Annotated in this window: 10 protein-coding genes; 1 reads left to right on the forward strand and 9 read right to left on the reverse strand. The window is 26.6% G+C overall.

What is annotated here, in order from left to right; all coding sequences use genetic code 4:
• Nucleotide 1: 1 nt before the first annotated feature.
• The 5 genes from coaD to MPUT_RS02715 form a co-directional block, all read right to left on the reverse strand.
• Nucleotides 2–427 (reverse strand): pantetheine-phosphate adenylyltransferase, encoded by a 426-nt coding sequence (coaD, locus tag MPUT_RS02695; RefSeq protein ID WP_014035258.1) that lies wholly within the window; start codon nucleotides 425–427, stop codon nucleotides 2–4.
• 100 nt (nucleotides 428–527) lie between these two features.
• Nucleotides 528–3,665, reverse strand: a complete 3,138-nt coding sequence (locus MPUT_RS02700) for an STREFT protein (RefSeq protein WP_014035259.1) — start codon at nucleotides 3,663–3,665, stop codon at nucleotides 528–530.
• Between the two features lie 216 nt (nucleotides 3,666–3,881).
• The gene (locus MPUT_RS02705) at nucleotides 3,882–7,022 is read right to left on the reverse strand and encodes an STREFT protein (protein ID WP_014035260.1); all 3,141 of its coding nucleotides are present in this window, start codon (nucleotides 7,020–7,022) and stop codon (nucleotides 3,882–3,884) included.
• A 208-nt stretch (nucleotides 7,023–7,230) separates the two neighbouring features.
• A complete protein-coding gene (locus tag MPUT_RS02710; protein WP_014035261.1) occupies nucleotides 7,231–10,386 on the reverse strand; it encodes an STREFT protein in 3,156 nt (1,051 codons plus the stop codon).
• 215 nt (nucleotides 10,387–10,601) lie between these two features.
• On the reverse strand, nucleotides 10,602–13,769 hold the full coding sequence (locus tag MPUT_RS02715; RefSeq protein WP_014035262.1) for an STREFT protein: 3,168 nt from the start codon (nucleotides 13,767–13,769) through the stop codon (nucleotides 10,602–10,604).
• A 167-nt stretch (nucleotides 13,770–13,936) separates the two neighbouring features.
• Between MPUT_RS02715 and MPUT_RS02720 the strand changes: the two genes are divergently transcribed.
• Nucleotides 13,937–19,339: an ABC transporter permease gene (locus tag MPUT_RS02720; protein ID WP_014035263.1), complete on the forward strand. Its 5,403-nt coding sequence runs from the start codon at nucleotides 13,937–13,939 to the stop codon at nucleotides 19,337–19,339.
• A gap of 1,132 nt (nucleotides 19,340–20,471) precedes the next feature.
• Here the strand turns inward: MPUT_RS02720 and MPUT_RS02725 are convergent.
• From MPUT_RS02725 to MPUT_RS02740, 4 genes are read right to left on the reverse strand one after another with little or no spacing between them, the layout of a single operon-like run.
• Entirely contained in the window at nucleotides 20,472–21,656 is a 1,185-nt protein-coding gene (locus MPUT_RS02725; protein ID WP_014035264.1) for an acetate kinase, read from the reverse strand.
• A 15-nt stretch (nucleotides 21,657–21,671) separates the two neighbouring features.
• Nucleotides 21,672–22,637: a phosphate acetyltransferase gene (gene pta, locus MPUT_RS02730; RefSeq protein ID WP_014035265.1), complete on the reverse strand. Its 966-nt coding sequence runs from the start codon at nucleotides 22,635–22,637 to the stop codon at nucleotides 21,672–21,674.
• 21 nt (nucleotides 22,638–22,658) lie between these two features.
• Nucleotides 22,659–24,461 (reverse strand): dihydrolipoyl dehydrogenase, encoded by a 1,803-nt coding sequence (lpdA, locus tag MPUT_RS02735; protein ID WP_014035266.1) that lies wholly within the window; start codon nucleotides 24,459–24,461, stop codon nucleotides 22,659–22,661.
• A 28-nt stretch (nucleotides 24,462–24,489) separates the two neighbouring features.
• On the reverse strand, nucleotides 24,490–25,788 hold the full coding sequence (locus MPUT_RS02740; protein WP_014035267.1) for a dihydrolipoamide acetyltransferase family protein: 1,299 nt from the start codon (nucleotides 25,786–25,788) through the stop codon (nucleotides 24,490–24,492).
• Nucleotides 25,789–25,797 lie beyond the last annotated feature (9 nt).

The following is a 25,797-nucleotide window of genomic DNA, read 5'->3' on the forward strand; positions in this document are numbered from 1 at the left end:
TCTAGTCTTTTTTGAAAAATTCAATTTCTTTGATAGTTGATGATGATAGTGCTCTAGTTTGTGAACTACTTATAAAATAGATCACTTCAATATTAGGATCTAAGCTTTTAAAACCATCATAATATGCTAGTTCATAATCAAAATCATTTTTATTTCTTAAACCTCTAATAATGTATTTTGCATCTACTAATTTAGCAATATCAGTTGTTAATTTATCATCATTTCTAATCACTTCAACATTCTTGATGTCTTTAGTTACTTCAGTAATAAGTCGTACTCGACTATCTAGTTTAAATGAAGTGGTTTTATTAATATTTCTACTTACAACTATATATAATCTATCAAACAATAAGCTTGCTTTTCGAACTACATTTAAGTGTCCTTGGTGAAAAGGATCAAAACTTCCTGGATAAATTGCAATTTTCATAATAACCTCTATAAGATAACATATTAATTATATTCTTATTAGGTGATTACTAAAATAGCAGTTTAGTAAAAATAGCAACGCTTTGTTGCTATAAAAAGTACTATTGTTGATAATCTAATGCTAAAACTTGACTAATTATTCAATAAGCATGATTGTTAGTTGATTTTGATAGAGTAACTTCAAATTTCTTACCGATCTTTTTAACATGATCGTTATTTGAATCATGAGTTCTTATTAATTGGTATTTAATTTGATTGTGATTATAAGAAATTAATTTAGTTATTCATGAGTTATTTTGATAATATTGACCAGCTTGTTGATATTCTTTTTTAGCTAATTGTTTTTGTTTGTCTTTTAGAATTTCTTCTCAAGCATCAATTCCATAGATTAAAGAATTTTTATTCTCTAAACTTAATTTATATAAAGCATCATTTGCTTTTAACCCACCAATTAGTGTTGATAAACTATGTAAAATCGAACCAGTTAGATATTTGGTTTTATCATTACCAATTCCTAACAGAATTGATAATGGTGAAGCTGAACTATCGGTTTTACTAATTTTAATTTCACCAGATAAAGATTTATTATCCAATTTTAATTCAACTGAATCTCATAAAAAGTATGAGTTTTTAGGTATCTCAGTTGCTTCTTTAGTTTTATTATCAGCTGCATCTAAACTATTAAAAATAGTTGACAAAATGTTTTTATTATTAACAACTAAAACATTATTATTTTTAGCAGTAATCTTAATCGTTAATGATTTTAAAATATAACCTAATGCGGTTATGTCTAGATCAATTAGTTTATCAGAATATTTTTTATTGTGATTTAAAATCGTTTCACCAATTTGACTAAGCAAAGTACTTAGATTAATATCTTCAAGTTCTTTTAATCCTAAAAATGTTGATAACTTACTAATCGGTATTAAAATTTCAGATAAAGATTTGAAGTTTTTAAAAAAGGCTTTGTTATTAACTAGTTTTGATCCTAGATCCTGAATAGCTTGTCTTACATCAGCTAGTGATTTGATTTTTTCATTTTTACTATTTTCAGGATCTCTTAAAATCGCTTTGACAATTGGAAGTAGTGGATTATTATTATCTTTGTCATCAGGAACAAAGAATTTTGATCATTTTGTTGCAAAATCAACAGCAAAATTTTTGTTTTCAGTGTAAAGATTTTCAATTAAATCATATTTAGGAATTGCGCTGTGTTTTTTAGCATAATTTTCTATAAAATCAGCAGTACGCTTAAGATATTTTGGAAATTGCACTCTAAATTGACGAGTATCAGATATAAATTTATATTTTTTTAATTCTTGATAAATAGTTTCAAATGGTTTTAAAAACTTTCCAGCATATTTTACAATAAGATCACCAATCACTGGAGTTTGAAAGATTTGAGCATGTGGTAAGTTTAAAATATCATAAATAGAATATATCTTAGCTAAATTTTTTGGTCCTAAACCTAAAAACATTACTAGATTGTCTTCATTTTTATTTTTATCATCAAGATATTGGGTCTCTAATAAGTTATTAGAAATTCTAATCAGACTAGCAAGATTACTAAAAGCTTTATCAAGATCAAAATTCTTATTTTCTGATTTGTAAAAAATATGTTTGATATAGTTCGAAATAGTAGACAATAATTCAGATGATGTAAAAATAATATCTTTAAAGCCTTTAATTAAATTTGACAAAATTCCCTTGTTACCAAAAACATTAATATGACCATTAGCAATATTGTTTCATCACAAAACAGTTCAGTACTGAATATCAATTTTTAATTTATCATTTTCAAATTCAGGTTCAGCTCATTTAAAATTTTTATTACTAGTAGGTAAGTATTTTTTCAAAAGATTTGTTAAATTATCGGTAATTAATTTTTTAATATTTTCTTTGTGTTTATCAATATAATCTTCAATTTTTGGAATCACAAAACTTAAAGCACTAGTAGTTGATAATAAAGCTGATTGTATAGCATTTAAAATATCAAATAATAAATTTGATGTACCAATGTTTACTGGTTGGTCTTTAGATGTGAAATAGATTTTATCAGCATCAACTTTTTTAAAAATAAAATCTAAAAATCTCTTTCCTGAATTTTGGTTTTGAAAAACTAGTGACAATCCTTTTAAAAGAACTCCGAGATCTAATCGATTACTAGTTAAGGTTTTAAACTGTTGAGCGTCTATTGATTGGTTTAACAATTCAGCTATAGTTAGTTTAGGATTTACAACATAATAAGTAGCAAAAAATAATTCAGTTTTAAGATATCTTATTAGTGATGGTAAGACTTTTTTTAAAAATTTTTTAAAATCAAATTTTTCTTTAATTGCTTTTAAAATATTTTTAATTTTAGCTGTTATCTCATTATTATTAGCAAATTCTTTTTTAAAAACATCAATTATTTCTTGTCAAAAATATTGGATCAAATCATTTGCTAAGTTATCTTGATCATGATTAAAATATTTCTTATTTGTAATAACTTCTGAAATTTTATTTAAATGTTTATTAAACAACTGTCTGACAGTTAAATTTTGATAAAAGTTTGGTTCAAGCTGATCATCTGAAGATGAAATTAAAATATCTGCTATAGTTGATAACAATCCTTGGTTAGTTTCAACATATTTCACAAGAGTTTTAATAGCATTATTATTTTTAATAGCTTCAACTTCTTTAGTTGTTCTTAAAAAGTTTCTTTGTAATAAATTAACACCTAAATTAACTGTTGAACTTGACAATCCGCTAATAAATTTTTTAGCTAAATTAACAACACCAATAAAGTTATTAATGTTTTCTGGAATAATGTTTTGTGAATTAGTATTATTTATATCTTTAAGTTTATTTTTATCTTTTTTATCTAGATATTTAATATTATCGGTAAACAGATCTGTAGATTTACCAAAATAAGTTTGTAATAAATTACTAATTGTATCTTGACTTGAAGTATCAGATCTATCTTGCTTTCAAATAAAACTAGATCCAAACTCATCTGTTATCTTTTTGTTTGCTAAGGTTTTGTTAACATAATCTTTGTTAATTCCTTCTTGATCTTTTAGAATTTTACCTCTAACAGCATAAGAACTTAGTCTAACATAGTTTTGAATATTAGACATTAAACTTTGTTTTTTACTTTCAGTATAACTTAGTATAAAACCTAAAAAAGTGCTTATAACAACTAATAATATCAGAATTGAAACGTATCATTTTTTAAGAATTTTTAGTTTCTTAAACATTAATATACCTCTTTAATAACTTAAATGAAAATGAAAATTATTCACTATAAATTATATAGCAATGTGATATTTTTTGATTTTTAGAGTTTGTAGAATGCTTTAAAAATCTCTTAATCATAAGTACTTAAATTAGTTATTTAATACCTAAAATAACTTAACTAAATAGTACTTAATTAAATTATTTAGTAAATAAAAATAGCAACACTTATTGCTATCTTATTGTTGATAGTCTAATGCTAAAACTTGACTAATTGCTCAATATGCATGATTATCTGACTGTTTTGTTAGCATAACTTCAAATTTCTTACCAATCTTTTTAACATGATCATTATTTGAAACGTGTGTTCTTGTTAATTGATATTTAATTTCGTTTTGATTGTAAGATATTAATTTGGTTGTTCATGAGTTATTTTGATAATATTGACCAGCTTGTTGATATTCTTTTTTATTTAATTCTTTTTGTTTAAGTTTTAAAATTTCTTCTCAAGCATCAAGTCCAAAGATTAGAGAATTTTTATTTTCTGAGCTTAGTTTATATAAAGCATCATTTGATTTTAACCCACCAACTAGTGTTGATAAACTATGTAGAATTGAACCAGTTAGATATTTAGTTTTATCACTACCAATTCCTAATAGCATTGATAATGGTGAAGCTGAACTATCTGATTTATTAATTGTAGTAGATTTGTCATTTGTGATTTTGTTATCTAATTTCATTTCTACTGAATCTCATAAAAAGTATGACTTTTTATTTTTAATATCAACTTCGTCTCTTGTTTTATTATCAGCTGCATCTAAGCTTTCAAAGATTACTGCTAAGATGTTTTTATCTTTAAAAATTTGGTTATTTTTACTTTTAACAGTTACTTTAGTAGTTAGTGATTTTAAAATATAACCTAATGAAGCTAAATTAAAATCAATTAATTTATTAGGATATTTTTTACTGTAATTTAAGATCACATCAGCAATTTGTTTAAATAACTCAGTTATTTTAAGATCAGCTAGTTCGTTTATTCCTAAAAGTTTTGCCAACCTACTTACTGGTATATCAATATTTGATAATGAATTAAAGTTTTTATAAACAACATTTCCTTTAATTAAATTAGCACCAATTGTTTCAATTCCTTTTCTGATATCTTCTAGTGATTTAATTTGTTCATTTGAACCGCTAGGATCTTTTAAAACAGCTTTAACAATTGGTAGTAGGGGATTTTTTTGATCTGTACCATCAGGAACAAAAAAACTTGCTCATTGTTTTGTAAAATCAGTTATAAAGTTTTGATCTCTAGTATACAAATTCTTAACTAAGTCATATTTTGGTATTGCATTATTTTTCTTATAATAATCTTCAATAAACTTAGCAGCACCTAATATGTATTCTGGAAACTCTTGTCTGAATTTTGTAACATCAGTTATAAATTTATAATTTTTTAATTTTTCAAGAATATTTAAAATTGGCTTTAAGTGTTTTCCAACATACTTTTGAGCTATACCACCAACAACTGAGTTACTAAAGACACTAGCATGTGGTAAGTTTAAAACATCATAAATTGAATAAATTTTAGCTATGTTTTGCGGTCCTAAACCCAAAAACATTACTAGATTACTTTCGCTAGTATCATTTGGTTTAACATACTGAGCTTCTAATAAATTATTAGTTACTTTTAAAAGACTAGCTAAATTAGTAAAAGCTTTTCTGAAATCAAATCTTTCTTGTTCTCCTCTATAAAAGATATCTTTTATATAATTTGAGATAGTAGTTAAGATATCTGATGATGCTAGAATAATGTCTTTAAAACCTCTAATCATATTTGTTAGAAGTCCTTTATCTCCAAAAAAGTCAATATGACCATTAGCAACATTATTTCATCATAAAAAGTAATATTGAATATTAATTTTTAATCTGTCACCATCAAATTCAGGTTGAGCTCATCAAAGATTTTCATTGTTACTTGGTAAGTATTTTTTAAAAAAATCAGTTAAAGTTTTAGTAATTAAAGTTTTTATCTTTTCTTTGTTTTCTTTTAGGTACTCTTCAATTCTTGGAATTACAGATTTTAAAGCACCTTTAGCTGATAGTAAAGATGATTGCACAGCATTTAAAATATCAAATAATAGATTTCCAGTACCAATATTATCAGGTGGGTTTGTGGTATCAAAATAGATTCTAGAATAAACTCCTTTTTTAAAAATAAAGTCTAAAAATCTATTACCTGATTTTTGATCTTGAAAAATCAATGACAATCCTTTTAGAATAACACCTAAATTTAGTCCTCCATTTGTTAGAGTTTTAAATTGCTCAGCAGTTGCTGATTGTTCTAGTAATTGATTCATTGATAGATTAGGATTAGTAACATAATAAGTAGCAAAGAATAATTCAGTTTTAATGTAATTTATTAAAGCTGGTAGTAATTTTTTAATTCATTCTTTAACATTAAATTTAGTTTTAATATTTTTTAAAATTACTTGAATTTTATCTAATAAATTAGTATTAGTTTTATCAAATTCAGTTTTTACTATTTGTATTATTTCTTTTCAAAAATATTCAATTAAATCATTTGGTAAATGATCACGATCATGATTTGTATGTCTTTTACCTGTAATGATTTCTGAAATATTATTTAAGTGTTTATAAAATACTCGTCTAACAGTTAATCCTTGATAAAAACTAACATCACTATTTTTTGATGAAGAAATTAAAATATCTCCTATAATTGATAACAATTCTTGGTTATTTTCAACATATTTTACAAGAGTTTTGATAACACTATTATTTTTAATTACATCAACTTCTTTAGTTGTTCTTAAAAAGTTTCTCTGTAATAAATTAACACCTAAATTTACTGTTGAACTTGACAACCCACTAATAAATTTTTTAGCTGAATTAACAACACTAATAAAGTTACTAATATTATCTGGAGTAATGTCTTGGATATTAGTTTTTTGTATGTCTTTAAGTTTATTTTTATCTTTTTTATCTAGATATTTAATATTATCTGTAAACAGATCTGTAGACTTACCAAAATAAGTTTGTAATAAATTACTAATTGTTGTGGCTTCATTTGAGCTATTAGATTTATTTTGTTTTCAGATAAAGTTAGGGCCAAACTCATCAATTATCTTTTTGTTTGCCAAAGTCTTGTTAACATAATCTTTATTAATTCCTTCTTGATCTTTTAGAATTTTACCTCTAACAGCATAAGAACTTAATCTAACATAGTTTTGAATATTAGTCATTAAACTCTGTTTTTTGCTTTCAGTATAACTTAATATAAACCCTAAAAAAACACTTATAGCAACTAATAATATTAGAATTGGAATGTATCATTTTTTAAGAACTTTCAATTTCTTAAGCATTAATTTACCCCTTTTAAATTACCTAAATAAAAATAAAATTTAACAATTTAAATTATATAATAATCTAATATTTTTTGGATTTTTAAAGTCTATAAAAATGGTTTGAAAATCCAGCTTATAATTACACTAAAAATTACTTACATTTGCAACTAAATTATTAATAAATAAAAATAGCAACACAAGTTGCTATAAAAATTCTATTCTATGGTTAATAATCTAATGCTAGAATTTGACTAATTACTCAATAAGTATGATTGTCTGGTTGTTTAGTTAGCATAACTTCAAATTTCTTACCAATTTTTTTAACATATTGATTGTTTGAATCATGAATTCTTATTAATTGGTACTTAATTTGATTGTGATTATAGGAAATTAATTTGGTTGCTCAGGCATTATTGTTATAATATTGACCAGCTTGTTGATATTCTTTTTTATCTAATTCTTTTTGTTTTGTTTTTAAAATTTCTTCTCAAGCATCAATTCCAAAGATTAGAGAATTCTTATTTTCTAAACTTAGTTTATATAAAGCATCATTTGATTTTAACCCACCAATTAGTGTTGATAAACTATGTAGAATTGAACCAGTTAGATATTTAGTTTTATCATTACCAATTCCTAATAGCATTGATAATGGTGAAGCTGAACTATCTGATTTATTAATTTTAATTTCTCCGCCAGATAAAGATTTATTATCTAATTTTAATTCAACTGAATCTCATAAGAAATATGAATTTTCGTTTTCAATATCTTCAGGATCTTTAGTTTTATTATCAGCTGCATCTAGGCTTTCAAGAATTACAGCTAAAATATTTTTATCTCTAAAGATTTCTCTTCCTTTGCTTCATGCAGTTACTTTAGTAGTTAGTGATTTTAAAATATAACCTAATGAAGCTAAATTAAAATCAATTAATTTATTAGGATATTTTTTATTGTTATTCAAAATAACATTAGCAATTTGATTAAATAGCTCAGTTATTTTAATGTTAGTAAGCTCTTTTATTCCTAAAAAACTTGCTAATTTACCTATTGGTACTTCAATATTTGATAATGAGTAAAGGTTTTTATAAAAGACATTTCCCTTAATTAATTTAGCACCAATTTCTTCAATTCCTTGTCTTATATCTTGTAGTGTCTTGATTTTTTCACCATTACCACTAGGATCTTTAAAAATAGCTTTAACAATTGGGAGTAATGGATTGTTTTGATCTGTACCATCAGGAACAAAAAAACTTGCTCATTGCTTTGTAAAGTTTGCTATAAAGTTTTGGTCTTTAGTGTATAGATACTTGATTAAGTCATACTTTGGAATTGCTTCATTTTTGTTGTAATAAGTTTCTATAAAGTTAGCGGAATTTAGTATGTATTTTGGAAAATCTTCTCTAAACTTTTCAACTTCTGTTATGAATTTATAATCTTTTAATTTTTTAAGAACACCCAAGAATGGTTCTAAGTATTTTCCAGTATATTTTTTAACTAGACTACCAATAATAGGATTACTAAATACACTAGCATGTGGTAAATTTAAAACATCGTAAATAGAATATACTTTAGCTATACTATGTGGCCCTAAACCTAAATAAATAACAAGATCATCTTCTCTATTGCTGTCAGCAACATACTGAGCTTCTAATAGACTATTAGAGACTTTAAGAAGATTAGATAAATTAGTAAAGGCGCTTTTAAAGTCAAAGCTTTGTTCTTTTCCTCTATAGAAAATATGTTTTATGTAGTTTGAGATAGTACCTAATATATCTGATACTGACAATATAATATTTTTAAAACCACTAACAAGATTTGTTAGAAGTCCCTTGCTTCCAAAAAAGTCAATATGCCCACTAGCCACATTATATCAAGACAGCAAAAATTTATATTGAATATCAATTTTTAGTCTATCTCTTTCATCAAATTTAGGTTTATCTCACCAAAGATTGTCTTTATTTCCGCTTGAATCATTTCCACCTGGTATATATTTATTTAAAAAATGTGTCAAGGTTTTAGTAATTAAATCTTTAATGTCTTGCTTTTTTGATTGTATGTATTCTTGAATTTTTGGAATAACAGATTTTAAAGGACCTGTTTTTGATAGTAAAACTGATTGAACAGCATTTAAAATGTCAAAAATTAAATTTCCAGTACCTAAGTTTGGTGGTTGTTTTTCTGAAGTAAAGTATACTTTAGAATGATCAGCTTTTTTGAAAACAAAATCTAAAAATCTATTTCCATGCTCTTGATTTTCAAAAACTAATGACAATCCTTTTAAAAGAACTCCTAAATTTAATCCCCCTTTAGTTAGAGATTTGAATTGATCAGCACTTGCTGATTGACTTAACAGCTGCTCTATAGTTAGTTTAGGATTTACAACATAATAAGTAGCAAAAAATAATTCAGTCTTTATATATTTCACTAAAGCTGGTAATAATTTTTGTATTCAATCTTTGATATCAAATCTATGTTTAATATTTATTAAAATCTGTTGGATTTTATATAGTAAATTACTTTCTTTGTTATCAAATTGAGCTTTTACTATTTTTGATATTTCATCTCAGAAATATTCGATTAAATCATTTGGAAGATGGTCTTCATTATGATTATTGTGTTCTTTTTTTGTAATAATTTTTGAAATCTCGTTTAACTGCTTATTAAATAGTTGTTTAACAGTTAAACCGTTATAAAAACTAGAATCACTATCATTTGATGAAGAAATTAAGAGATTGGCTATGGTTGATATTAGACCTTGGTTACTTTCAATGGCATTAACAAAACCTCTGACACCACCATTATTTCTAATAGCATCAACTTCTTTATCTGTTTTTAAAAAGTTTCTTTGTAATAAATTTATTCCTAAATTTACTGTTGAACTTGACAACCCACTAATAAATTTTTTAGCTGAATTAACAACACTAATAAAGTTACTAATATTATCTGGAGTAATGTCTTGGGTATTAGTTTTTTGTATATCTTTAAGTTTATTTTTATCTTTTTTATCTAGATATTTAATATTATCTGTAAATAAATCTGTAGATTTACCAAAATAAGTTTGTAATAAATTACTAATTGTTGTGGCTTCATTTGAGCTATTAGATTTATTTTGTTTTCAGATAAAGTTAGGGCCAAACTCATCAATTATCTTTTTGTTTGCCAAAGTCTTGTTAACATAATCTTTATTAATTCCTTCTTGATCTTTTAGAATTTTACCTCTAACAGCATAAGAACTTAATCTAACATAGTTTTGAATATTGGCGATTAAGTTATGTTTTTTATTTTCACTATAACCTAATATAAAACCTAGAAAAGCACCTATAACAATTAATAATATTAAGATTGGAATGTATAACTTTTTAAGAATTTTCAGCTTCTTAATCATTAATTTACCCCTTTTAAATTGACTAAATAAAAATGAAAATTAAACTTATATAATGTTAAATTATATAATAATATTTTAGCTTTTTGATTTTTTAGAATTTGTCAAGACTAGACTCAAACTTGATCTTAAGTTTCAAATTCAATTTTTAACAATTACAATTAATGATTAAAACTATTAATTAAATAAAAATAGCAACGCTTGTTGCTATAAAAAACCTATTGCTGGTAGTCTAATGCTAAAACTTGATTAATTGTTCAATACGAATGATTATCTGGTTGTTTAGTTAGCATTACTTCAAATTTCTTACCAATCTTTTTAACATAGTCATTATTTGAAGTATGAGTTCTTGTTAATTGATATTTAATTTGATTATCAGTATGAGAAATTATTTTAATTTTTCAAGAACTACTTACATAATATTGACCAGCTTGTTGATATTCTATTTTATCTAATTCTTTTTGTCTAGCTTGCAAAGTTGCTTCTCAAGCATCAAAGATAAATAGAGTTGAATTTTTATTTTCTAAACTTAGGTTGTATAAAGGGTCTTTAGCGTCTAATCCACCAATTAGTGTTGATAAACTATGTATAATTGAACCACTTATATATTTTGCTTGGTTATTTCCGATTTTTAATATTCCTAATAGAATTGTTAAAGGTGAAACAAGATTATCAATTTTTTTAATTGGAATTGCTCCATTGGTTATAGATTTACCATCTAATTTCATTTCAACCGAATCTCATAAAAAGTATGAATTTTTGGGAATTGCTGCTGGATCTTTATCTTTATTGTCTACCGAATCTAGGCTCTCAAAAATTGTTGAGATTATATTTTTATCATTAACCTTAATAACACCTTCACTTTTAGCTGTTACTTTAATAGTTAGTGATTTTAAAATATGACCTATTGCAGCTATGTTAAAAGCAATGATTTTATCAGGATGTTTTTTGTTGTGATCTAAAATAGTTTCACCAATTTGATCAAATAAAAGACCTAGTTTAATATCTCTTAGTTGTTTTAATCCTAGAACTTTAGCTAGCCTATTCATTGGTATAACAGTATTTGATAAAGTTACAAAATTTTTATAAAAAGCATCATCACTAATCAATTTAGCCCCAGAGTTTGCGATCTCATTTTTGACATCAGCCAAAGTTTTTATTCTTTCTTTTTCTCCATTGATAGGATCTCTTAAAATTGCTTTAACAATTGGTAATAATGGGTTATTAGTATCATTAACATCAGGAACAAAGAAGTTAGCTCATTTTTTCGTAAAATCAGTAGCAAAGTTTCCGTTTTCAGTATAAAGATTTTCAACTAAATCATATTTAGGAATTCCGTTGTTTTTTTCATAATATGATCCTACAAACTCAGCAGCTTTTAGAATATATTCTGGAAATTGTTTTCTAAACTCTTTAGTGTCTGTTATAAAACCATATTTTTTTAATTCATTGTGAGCATTGTTAAATGGTTCTAAATATTTTCCCACAAAACCTTTAATCAAATTACCAATAATTGGAACAGTAAATACTCTAGCATTTGGTAAGTTTATGATGTCATAAATAGAATGTATTTTAGCTATATCTCCTGGTCCTAAACCTATAAATATCACAAGATTCCTACTATTTTGATTAATATATTGTTCTTCGAATAAATCGTTTGATATTTTAAGAAGATTAGATAAACTTGTAAAAGCCTTTTTAAAATCAAAATCTCTTTCTTTATCTCTATAAAAGATGTGTTTTAAATAGTTTGAAACAGTTGCTAGCAATTCAGATGATGCAAGTGTAATATCTTTTAAACCCCTTATAAGGTTTGAAATAAGCCCATTGTTATCAAAAAAATTAATATGTCCATGAGCAACATTAGCTCAAAGCTTTCGAAAAATAGAAATAGTGTTATACTCAATCTTAAACTCTAGTTCATTATTATTAAACTTAGGAGTCTGTCATCGTAACTTTTTTGCATTTCCATTGTTATTATTTCCACCAGGAATAAATTTTTCTAATAGATCAGTTAAATTCTTAATAATCAGTTCTTTTACCTTATCAGTGTTTTGTTTAATGTATTCTTCTATTTTAGGAATTACAAAATCTAAAATTCCGGTAATTGATAATAAAGATGCTTGCACAGCATTTAAAATATCAAATAATAGATTACCAGTACCAATATTTGCTGGTTGATCTTCTAAAGTGAAATATATCTTACTAGGATCAACTTTTTTAAAAATAAAATCTAAAAAGCGATTACCTCACTCTTGGTTTTGAAAAACTAGTGACAATCCTTTTAAAATTACTCCCAAATCTAAAGATCCGGTAGTTAATGCTTTGAATTGTTCAGCACTTGCTGATTGATCTAATAATTGGTTTATTGTTAGGTTAGGATTAACAACATAATAAGTCGCAAAAAATAATTCAGTTTTAAGATATCTTATCAAAGCTGGGATTAATTGATCTTTTCACTTTTTAAAATCAAACTTAGCTTTAATGCTGTTTCAAACACTTTTAAACTTTTCGATTATATCTTTTTTTTGAGCAAACTCAGTTTTAATAATTGTTATTATTTCATTTAAAAAGTATTGAATTAAATCATCTGGTAGATTATCTTGGTTATGATTAAGAATTTTTCTACCTGTAATAACTTCTGAAATATGATTTAATTGTTTGTTAAATAACTGTCTAACAGTTAAATTTTGATAAAAACTAGCATCATTATCAATATTTGATGATGAAATTAAAAGATTGGCTATGTTTGCAAATTTAGTTTGATTCTTTTCAACATAACTAATAAATTTTTTAACAATTGGATTTTGTTTGATACTATCAACTACTTGTTGATCTTTTAAAAAGTTTTTTTGTAATAGGTTTAAACCTAAATTAACTGTTGAACTTGACAACCCACTAATAAATTTCTTAGCAGAATTGATAACACCAATAAAGTTATTAATGTTTTCTGGCACAATATTTGCTGAATTGGTGTTTTGTATATTTTTAAGCTTATTATCTTTTTTATCTAGATATTTAATATTATCGGTGAATAGATCTGTAGATTTACCAAAATAAGTTTGTAACAGACTACTAATTGTATCATCATTTTTTGGATCAGTGTTATTTGGTTTTCAAATAAAACCATCATTAAATTCATCTGTTATTCTTTTATTTGCTAAAGTTTGGTTAACATAATCATCATTAACACCTTCTTGATCTTTTAAAATTTTACCTCTAACTGCATAAGAGCTAAGTTGAACATAATTTTTAATATTAGTCATAAAGTCATGGGTCTTACTTTCTGCATAACTTGAGATAAACCCTACAAAAGCACCAAGTACAACCAATAGCAATAGAATTGGAATGTATCACTTTCTATAGGGTTTGAGTTTTTTAATCATTTATTTGCTCCTTTATAAAAATTCTAAATAAAAGAATAAATAATAAGCCCTAATGATTTTTATACATTATCTATTATATAATATTCGTATGTTTTTTATAAGTGCTTGAAATTTATCGGGTGTAGTATAAAAATAAATATAGGCCTTATCAGAAATTAGGAAAGATTATGCGGAATTTATTTTTAATGATAAAACAAGGTATGAAGTGGATCTTTAAGTTAAAACTTCAACTAATTATTATTATGTTGTTAACTTTTATAGCTTCTACTATTCTTACCATTTCATTTACTACTAACCAAAGACTTGAAAATGAATATAATACTGTAGTTAATAATAATAGATCTCCTGAGTTTGACTCAACTTATAATATTGGAGTTGGTCCCAAAGCTAAACCAGAAAAAAATGATTCATTATTCTTACCGATTTTTGACTTTGTCAAAAAAACCTGGACTGGGTTAGAAGGTTCAACTCATAATTACAACTTAGTTTTTAATAGTGCTTATGATAATACTTTATTAACTAAGGCTGTTGCTTCTGAAGATTTTAAAAAAGCCTGGATTAGTTACGAAGGTATGTATGATCTTTGAGATAGCGATGTTAATGTTTCGAAAAACCAAGAAAAATTTGACTTTGCTATTAATGATGCAATATTTAATACAATGGTAAAATTACTTTCTAACAAAAAAAATGAGAGTGAATATAACGCCATTAGAAACACTCTGATTGACAAATATACAAATAAAAATCCTGACTGATATAAACCTTTTTTAGAAAAAGATAGTAAAAGTAATTGATTAACTTTTATAAACAACACTAAAAAATATAATGAAATCAAACAAAAATTCCCTGAACACCTAAAAATTTATAATTATTCTTATTATGCTTTTGAGTCAGTATCTCAATACCTATTTAAAACTGTTCGCTTTTTTTTAGATAATCATCAATTAAGAGAATCTACACTAAAAAAGATAATGTCTGATAAAAAGAAGACAGCTATGTTCCTTTATGAATTTATGTTTGGATTAGCTTATGAGAAAGATAAACCAACTAATGAAGGTAAGAATTATGTAATAGGAAAAGATCTATCAAAAAGATATTCAATAACTTTTGAAAGATCATTATCTCAAGAAGGATTCAAAAACTTAAATGTTTTAAATAAAAAAGAAGATACCGACGAAATAATTAATAAAAAATTCGAAGATCTTATTGTTGAAAGAGGTTTTAGAGGTGTTCTAAGACCATTGGTTGTTGAAATTTCAAAGAATGGATCAGATCGTACAATTGATAAACTTTTCTACTTTTCTGAAACTAGAGAATTAGAAGGTGTTTTGTCTAATACAAATAAATACACTCAAAATTCACAAGAATTGCCTTTATCATTTAGAAACGATGATTTAGTACAACTTTTAGCTGTTAATGCTGATCCGTTTGCAAATATAGGTAAGAAATCTGTTAATTTCTTTACTGACACTTTAAGCACAGAATATACAGAACTTAAAAAAGAGGTTCAAAAAGCAATTCCAAAACAATTTCCAATTACTTCAGCATTTTTAACTCATAATTACTTATCTGCTATTGGTAATGGATATGACTTATACATAAGACCAGAAGTTGTTTATGTAGATCCTACAACTAAAAAGACTTTTAGAGTTGTAGATATTTCAGACACTAACTTTACAAATTATGCTATTTTAAATGGTCAACTTCCAAGAGCACCTAGTGAAATAACTTTAAGCAAACAATTTGCAAGAGCAAATAAAATTAAAATTGGAGAAAGTATTAAGCTAGGTTTTGCAACAGGATTAATTGTTACTGGATATGCAACTGATACTTATTCATTCTTCCCAACTTCAGATCCAAAAGTTCCTCTACCTAAATCTAGTTCTGGTGGTTTAGTTTATGCAACCAGAAACACAATTAGAGAAATGCTAGGTGCTCAAGATAAAGGAGATAACAATGATAGCAGTTCTATTTTCAACTTTTTCTTGTTTAAAAAAAATAGTGGTGCAAGCTTAAGAAATGTTTATCTAGATCAGTTTTCAGATTCTACTAAAATTAGACAAAATATTAATGCTTATGGTAATAATGATATAGAACCAAGTACTTTTTATTCTCAATCTGAGTTTGATAAATCATTCTATTCATTAAACTGAACATTGTATAAAAAAGCAAGTAAATGATATTCATTAACCTCATTTTTAACAGCAATTGTAATTGCTTTTGTTACTAGTTTAGCTGTCTTTTTTGGGGTTTATAAATCAATTAAAAGTAATGCAAAACAAATTGGTATTTTAAAAGCTAATGGGGTTTATGCAAGAGTTATTTCAACTTCATATTTATCTTATGCAGTTATTTTAACTATTCTAGTAATTCCAATAGGTTGGATGATAGGAACTATGCTACAAGTTCCATTCATTGCAATTTTTCAAGATTATTTTGGAATTAGAACAGATATTATTGCATATAACGCAACTGCTCCGTTATGAACATTTCTAATCTTTGGAGTAATACTTGGTGCTTTTTCTTATCTAGTTGCTTTATTAAATATTAGAAAACCAACTCTTGATATTATTAATCAAACTGATAAATGAAGTAAACCAGTAATTACTGACTGATTTAATGACAAAGTCTTTAGAACAGTTAAATTCAATAGAGTATTAACTTTTAAACTAGCTGAAGCTGGTAAAAAACCTTTATCTTTACTAATTGGATTATTAATTGTTGGAACATTATTTATTTCAATAGGTATTGCCATACCATCAATGGCTTTAAATGCTAAAGATAAATATTTCCAAAATATAAATTATAGTAATGAATATAATTTAACTTCAAGTTTAACCAATTCTCCTTTAGGTAAAGATTCTATTAATATTTGAAATGGTCCAGCTGATGACAAGAGCTTTAAAAAAGCAACTGAAGCTGGTGTATCATTAGATTATTATGACAACCCAAATGACTATACAAGCTCAATTCAAAACACTTCTGCTTTACCTCAACTAATTTATGATATAAGTTATGCAGAAGGTCCAAAGACTGTTACTCCTTTAAAATCATTTGTAGATAGTTATTTTAGAAATAGTAAAAATAATGATTTATATGAGAGATTGCTAGGTTGATTAAGTTATCAAATAACTATTGCTAATGGTAGATCATTATCAATAGGTTCAGTTGAACAATTGTATTCATATTTCTTTAATAATGATGATATAAGTAAATATGTAATTGATGATAAGCACAGATTAGAAGAAGCAAATGCAGCTTCAGAGCCTTTAACACAGTTTGCAGGTCAACTTTTAAAAATACTATTTGATGCAAAAACTAATATTTCAAGCGATTGAAAAGAACAAATGTTAGATTTCTTATTTGCTTATACTCCAACATTTGTTAAATCTCATCTAACTTCTGGATCTAGAAAAGAACAACTAAGTCTTGGATTCCAAATACAAAACATTATTCCTGATAAAGATCAATTAGCAACTGTGTTTGATCCATTATCAAATAACTCAAAAGCTGGTTATAGTATTTTAGGAATAGATAAAACACAAAAATCATTTGATATTGATTCAAGTACTAAAGATAAAACTTTCTTATCAGTTGAAGCAATTCAACAAATCAATAAGGTTGTAAACCAACCCAAAGGTTCTATAAAAAATGATATTTATCATCAATCAATAAAAATATATGATGCTAAAACAAATACACTAACAATACCTGCTGTTTTAAATAAAACATTATCTGCTAAATTTAATTCAAACAAATCTATTTTTAATAATATTTCAACTAATAATACTCAGTTAATGTTTAAAAATAAAAATGGTCAATTCCAAGCCCTGCCAAGACAAGCTTGAATTTATGATGATACTGATTATGCAAACACTGATTATGCAAAACAGAATAATCAAATAAATAAATATTTAAATAGTCAAGATATTTTAAATAATTATGAAAAAGTATCTGGAAATAAAGATCAAAATAATCTTGGAACTGATCGTTATTATTTAAATCCTTATAATTTAGATACAAATAAATTCACTCAAAAACAAGTGATTGATATCTGATCTAAAGAAAAAGAAAAGCAAAAGAATAATGGTATTGTTGCAAATTCGCCAATGTTTGGAGACTTCATTATTAATAACAAAGGTAAGATATTAGGTTCATTTATAAGACCATATTACCAAATGAGAAACTTGTTACTGTTTATTCCTAAATTAGATGAGGTTAACTGAAAAGAATTTGCAACTTATGCAAGTTATTGACAAATATATAAAGACCCAAAAACTGTTTATAGAGAATTTGAAAACGATTTATCAAAAGAAGATGAAAATACAAGAAATAAAAAGCAACCTGCAATAAGTTTAATTAAAAATGGCCAGGTTCCAAAATCAATTAAAAATGCTTGATCTTCAGTTTTAGAAATAAAAGATAATACAGAATTCTTAGCTATAAGACCATATGATCTTTCACTTGATCAAGCAAACGAGCATAAAGAAACTGATGGAAAAGAACGCCGTGCGTTTGATTACTTTAACTTTGATAGTCAAGGTAAGATCACTGGTGTTAAAGAACACTCATCAGAAAGCATATTAGAAGACTTAATCTTAAAAGGTATTTCTCACTTCTATCGAAGAGCAGTTGGACAAAGAAGTGGAGTAGCTGCTTTATTAAAACTAGAAAACAGTAAAGTAAGTTATGTTAATAAAGATCTAAAGATAAGATTTAAAAATATTGGAGAACTTGAGTTATACGGAAAAGCTCAAGCAATCATAGATTCTGACTTAGCAAATATGATCTTTGGTTATGATATTTCAAGATCAACAAACTACAACTACAATCCATTTGATACTAAAAACCCAATTGGTCAACCTGGTAAGTACTTTACAAAATACAAAACAACAAGTTGAAAGAAACAAAATATTAACCAAGCGTGAAAAGAAACCTTCTTGGGTCATGAAGATGCCTATACTCACTCACCACACTATTATTTCAATACCTTGTATTCTAATATTGAAGAACCATTAGGGATTACAAGTTCTGTATCGATTATTGCAGATAAAAAAATTGGTAACACTATTTTAGATATTACTAACTTTAGTGATTACAAAGCTTCAATTACAAACTTACAATTTACTTCAGAAATTAAGCAATTATTAGATCAATTAGCAAAAACAGCAATTTATGTGGCAGTTATTATCATTCTATCTGTAGCATTAGCTGCTGGGTTATTAATTATGTTAATCGCTGATGTCTATATCTCAGAATATAAAGCATTTATGATTATGCTACGATCAATGGGATATACTAATGCAGAAATTGTTGATTTCACTTTAAGAGTGACAGTTGTTATTAGCTTATTAGTAATTACATTGACTCTATCTGCGGTATTTGGCTCTATAAATATTTTAAGCACTGCTTTATATGCCAAAGGCATAGTAGTTCCTATTGGAATTAAGTGATGATCTCCATTTATTTCAATAATAATAGTTGGTTCATCATTATTTGGATCATTATGATTATCAACTAGAAGTGTTAGAAAAGAAGATGTAAGTGTCGCTATTCATGCTAATCAATAGTTAAAACTTAATAAATTAGACCAAGTATTTATTTGATATTTGGTTTTTTATTATCAAGTTTTATTAACTATTGATTGATAACTTTAACTAATCCAATAATTTATAAAGATCTTTATTAACTTATTTATCATAAATCCTTTAAATAATTAATACTCTTAACCATAATAGTATTTAAACTACTATTATCTTTTGATCAGAAATAACTTTATAAAAATTAATCTTTACTGCTATTTAACTATTTTCAAAATTATGTTTCATATTTGCTAAACAATTTTTAATAACTGTTTTAAAACAATCTATAAACTTTAAGTTGTATAAATAGATGATTTGTTAGTACAAAACAATTGTTATTTATAACTAGCCAGATGGTCTAATTATTAAACAAAGTGATCTTAATTAGATATATGAAATCTTATAATCTTAAAGATAACTAGAATCTTTAATGCTTTAAAAAATCTTTGTTAGAATCAAAATACTTTATCTTAAAACATAAATTAATTATTAGATTACAAAAACTTTAGCTTTAACTATTGGTTTAGAAGAATTAATAACTACTGATTTTGTTAAGAAATAATTAGATAGCAACATAAGAGTTGGATATACATTAATTTAATGATAAATAAACTTAGAAAAGCTAATATCTTTTAACTAGAATAGCTTAAATAGCTATGATCTTTATTATTCAACATAGTTGTTGAAGCATTACTACATGCTATAACTAATATCATATTATTTTATTTAAAACTGATAATCTTTAAGATTTTTAACTGTTTAAATAAACTTATTTATTTATTTATTTATTTATTTATTTTTCTAGTTATTTAAAAATATCTATTATTTCAATCTATTCTATTTAAGTGCTTGTTAAGTTATTATTAATAAGTCATTAAATGCTACTAATTGTAATCTCTGTCATAGACAATTCCTAGTATTAACTAACTTATTTTAAACTTGATTCTAATAGCTATCGATCATCATTTTATAACAATTAGCTTATTAACTATATAGTTTTAAATTAAAAAAGCGCTAATAATAGCACTTGTTATTAAATTAGCTAATAAACTAATTTAATCTAATTTTAATAGTTGTTAAGTGTAAAAATGATCCCAAAATTTAGGATCATTTTATCTTATTATTTTGTTAAATTTAAAGTATCTAAACAAATCATTTTTTCTTCATTTGTTCTAATCGCATAAACTGGTAGTTGAGAATTGTTTGTTGAAATTAAGTTAAAATCATCATATTTAGTTTGATTTTTAGCTTGATCTAATTCAACTTTTAATAACTTAACTTTTTGAATGATTAGATCTCTAATCAGACTTCCGTTTTCTCCAACTCCAGCAGTAAAGACAATCCCATCAATATCATCTAAGTAATTAGCATATTTAACAATAAAATCAGCAACTGTTTGAGTGTATTTTTCAATGGCAACAATAGCTTTAGGATCATGATTTTGATATGCTTGTTCAACATCTCTCATATCAGCTGAAATAGTGCTCATTCCTAATAATCCTGATTCTTTATTCAAAGCTTTAGTAATTTCAAAAACATCAGTATTTAGTTCTTTAGCCATATACTCAATAATTGATGGATCAATATCACCACTACGGGTTCCCATCATCAAGCCTGATAAAGGAGTTAGTCCCATTGATGTGTCATATGATTGACCATTTTTAACACAACAAATACTTGCTCCGTTTCCTAAATGACAAATAATTAAGTTTAGATTTTCAGATTTTTTATTAAAAATATTTTCACATTTTGAAGTTATGTATTGATAACTAATACCATGAAAACCATATTTTCTAACATTATGTTTTTCATATCACTTGTATGGAGTAGTATATAAATAGTTTATCTCTGGCATTGTTTGGTGAAATGCTGTGTCAAAACAAGCTACTAGTTTAGCTTTAGGCATTAGTTTAGAAACTGCTTCAATAGCTACGATTGCTCCTGGATTATGTAATGGAGCTAATTTAACATTTTTTCTAATTTGTTCTAAAAGGTTTTGATCAATAACTGATGATTTAGAAATTTTTCCGCCATGAACTACTCTAAATCCTACAGCAGTAATTTCTTCAACATTTGCAATAATCTTTAGTTCAATTAGTTTATCTAAAATTAATTGAATTGTTGATTCGTGATCTTTTAATTCGGTTTCATAAAGATATTTTTGCTCATGATGTTCAAATTTTAATCTTCCATTATCAATACCAATTCTTTCAGCTAAACCATCTAAAATAGCTACTGGTTCATTTTTAATATCAAATAACTTAAATTTAATTGAACTACTTCCTGAGTTAACTACAAGAATCATCTCGCTACTCCTTTGTTATGATAAGTGTAAAGTCATAATAGCTGTATTTAAAACATCAACTAAAGTTGCTCCACGACTTAAATCATTGACTGGTTGGTTTAATCCTAAAACAAATGGACCAATCGCTTCAAATCCACCCATTCTTTGAGCAATTTTATAACCAATATTTCCAGCATTAATGTCAGGAAAGACAAAGATATCTGGTGTTTGTTTTGTTAATACAGAATTTGAGAATTTTTTATCTCTAACTGTTTTGTCAAACGCAGCATCAAATTGAATTTCACCATCAGCTAAATAATCTTTTTGCTTGTTTTTTAAAATTTCAACAGCTTGACGAACTCTGTCAACATCTTCACCTTTTCCTGAACCATTAGTTGAATAACTTAATAAAGCAGCTTCAACATTTGAAACATTTAAAGTTTTTGCAAAATCTGCTGCCATATCAGTCATATCTGCTAGTTGTTCACTAGTTGGTTTAATGTTTAAAGCACAATCAGTAAAAATGTAGTTTTGATCATCTTTAGACATAATAAACACACTACTTGCAATACTATATCCTGGTTTAGTTCCAATAATTTGTAATGCTGGTCTGATAGTATCTGCTGTTGTGTTATTTAGTCCTGATAACATACAATCAGCATCATTTAACTTCACAAGCATTGCACCAACATAGTTGGGAAGTTGCATCATTTGCTTAGCAACTTCAGCTGTTGCTTTACCTTTTCTAATCTCAACAAATTTTTCTTCTAACTTAGTTGTATCTAACTGGTCAAGGGCAATAACTCTAATCTCTTTATGATCTTTTAAATCACTTGGAATATCTTTTGTTTGTTTAAAAAGCAAAACTGGTTTTGCTAGTTTTTCAGCAACTAAGGTTTTTGCAACATTTTGGATTATGCTTGCTTCTCCTTCAGGAAAAACAATACTTTTTTTATCTGCTTTTGCAGATAATTTATCTTTAATATCTTGAATTGAGTACATTTTTTTCTCTCCAAATATTTTCTAGAAATGAATTGGTTTTCCTGTTTCTAAAGCTTCAGCAACTTCACCAATCGCTTCACTCATAGTTGGGTGTGGGTGAATTGTGTTAGCAATTTCAGTAATTGTTCCTTCACATTCAATTACTGCAGTAATTTCTGAAATCATTTCAGTAGCTCTATTTCCAATAATGTGAGCTCCTAGAATAGTTTTGTATTTAGGTTCAACAATGATTTTGACAAATCCGGTTGTATCATCATCAGCTAGAGCTTTTCCGATTGCTACGAATGGGAATTTAAATGTCTTATAATCTAATTTTTCAGCTTTAACTTGTTGTTCAGTTTTTCCAATCATTGCTACTTCTGGGTGTGTATAGATACATGATGGAACTTTATCAAAGTCCATTACAAGATCTTCAGCATGTGCTTTATTAGCTTTTTTAGCAACACGGTTAGCTGCAACAATTGCTGCTTTAACTGCAGATTGTGCTAACATCGCTTTACCAATCACATCACCTACAGCATACACTCCGCTAACGTTAGTTTCTTGATATTGGTTAACTACCACACCATTACGTGGTGTTAATTCTAAACCAAGATTTTCAAATCCTTGTAAAGTTGTTTTACGTCCAACTGATTCTAAAACAAACTCACCTTTAACCGATTGTTGTTTACCATCAATTTCATAAACAACTGCACCATTTTTAAATTCTTTAACATTAGCATTAGTGATAACATCCATTTTAAAAGTGTTTTTCAATTCTTTAGTCATTGTATCGATCACATCTTGATCTAACATTTCTAAAACTGTTGGCAATGCTTGGAGTACTGTAACTTTAGTTCCTAGACTGGCAAATAAGCACCCAAATTCAATCCCAATCACTCCTCCACCAATTACAACTAGTGATTTAGGAATTTTAGGAATTGACAAAATCCCTGTTGAATCAACAACAATACCATCTTTTCTTGCTTTATCAAATCCTGGCAAAGGTAAATGATTAGGAACTGATCCAGTTGCAATAATTAGATTATCAGCATGATAGTACTTACCATTAACACTAATAGTGTTTTTATCAACTGCAGTAGCTGATCCAATAATTTGAGTAACTTTATTTTTATCTAGTAGGTATTTAACCCCACCAGTTAATTTTTTAACAACTCCGTTTTTTCTTTCAAGTGCTTGAGCTCAGTCAATGACAACTTTTTCAGTATTAGGAACTACAATACCTAATTCTTTAGCTTTGTGTAAAATATCATGATATACATGACTAGTTCTTAGTAAAGTTTTTGTAGGAATACATCCCACGTTTAAACAAACTCCACCATAATATTCTTTTTCTACAATTAAAGTTTTTAATCCTAATTGAGCACACTTAATAGCTGAAACATATCCACCAATTCCAGCTCCAATCACTGCTACATCAAATGATGCTTCAATCTTAAGATCTGCTGGTTTAGCAGCTTCTGGCTTAACTTTTACTGGACCACGACTTGGTAATAGATCATTTGAAACAGGAGTTGCTCCAACTACACTAGCATTTTCTTCTTCTTTTACTTCAGCTTTTTTTGGTTCAGCTGCAACTGCAGCACTACTTCCATCATCAATTTCCATCACAACTTCACCAACTTTAATTTCTTGACCTGCAGAAATATTAATTTTAGCAATCTTTCCATCAATTGGAGCTGGAATTTCACTGTTAACTTTATCAGTTTCAACAAAATAAAGAGCTTGACCTGCTTTGACAGTATCTCCAATTTTGACTAAAACTTCTGCAACTGTTCCTTCTGTTAAACCTTCACCGATATCAGCAAATTTAACTTGATACATTCTATTTATTATTCCTTTCTATAACTTTTTAAGTAAATAATAAAATTGGTTTTGCTAGGTATTCTTGAACTTTAATTAAGAACCTTCCAGCATCAGCACCATCAATAATTCTGTGATCACAAGTCATAGAAAATGGCATAATAAATCTTGGTTGAACTTCACCATTTACATACATTGGAGTTTGAGTCATTGTTCCAACTCCTAAAATTGCAGATTCAGGTGAGTTAATAATTGGAGTGGCATAATCTAATCCGACTGAACCAAAGTTTGAAACTGTAAAGGTTGCTTCAGTCATTTCTTTCATTGATAATTTTCCGTCTTTTGCTTTATTAGCTAGTTCAGTAATTTTAATTGCAATTTCAAATAAGCTTAATCTATCAGCACCTTTAATTACTGGAACCATTAGCCCTTGAGTAGTATCAACAGCAATACCAATATTGATGTTATGCATGTATTGGATTTTGTTGTTTGCAAAATCTCCTCGCGCATTAATATTTGGCATATCACGCAAAGCCTTAGCACAAGCTTTAATAATAAATGCTAAATAAGTTAGTTTAATTCCAGAACTTGCGGCATGATCTTTTAATTCTGATCTCATTTTATGAGTTGCAGTAATATCAACGTTTTTCATACCAGTAAATGCAGCAATTTCAGTATGAGATTTAACCATTGCTTTAACTGTTGCTTTTCTGATTCCATTCATGTTAATAGTGTCTCATGATAATGGTGCGTTAACATCTATGATTTGAGGCATTGAAACAGCGGCTTGACTTGGTTCAGAAGCTGGTGTTTGACTTGCAGTTTGAACTGATGCGGCTTGGGCATTTTTAACATCAGCTACTAGAATTCTACCGTTTGGTCCTGTACCTGTTAGTGATGACAAATCAACTTTTAAATCAGCAGCTACTTTTCTGGCCAAAGGAGTTGCTTTAATTTGCTTATTTGTTGTTGATACTGATTGTACATTTCTTGTAATTAGTTCGTTTGAAACAGGAGTTGCTCCAACTACACTAGCGTTTTCTTCGATTTGCTCAACTTTTGTTTCAGCTTTAGATTGTTCAGCTTTAGGTGTAGCTGCAACTGCAGCACCGCTTCCATCATCAATTTCCATCACAATATCACCAACTTTAATTTCTTGACCTGCAGAAATATTAATTTTAGCAATCTTTCCATCAATTGGAGCTGGAATTTCACTGTTAACTTTATCAGTTTCAACAAAATAAAGAGCTTGACCTGCTTTGACAGTATCTCCAATTTTGACTAAAACTTCTGCAACTGTTCCTTCTGTTAAACCTTCACCGATATCAGCAAATTTAACTTGATACATATATTTCTA

This window comes from Mycoplasma putrefaciens KS1 (assembly GCF_000224105.1).
In the GTDB taxonomy this organism is placed as follows: domain Bacteria; phylum Bacillota_I; class Bacilli_A; order Mycoplasmatales; family Mycoplasmataceae; genus Mycoplasma; species Mycoplasma putrefaciens.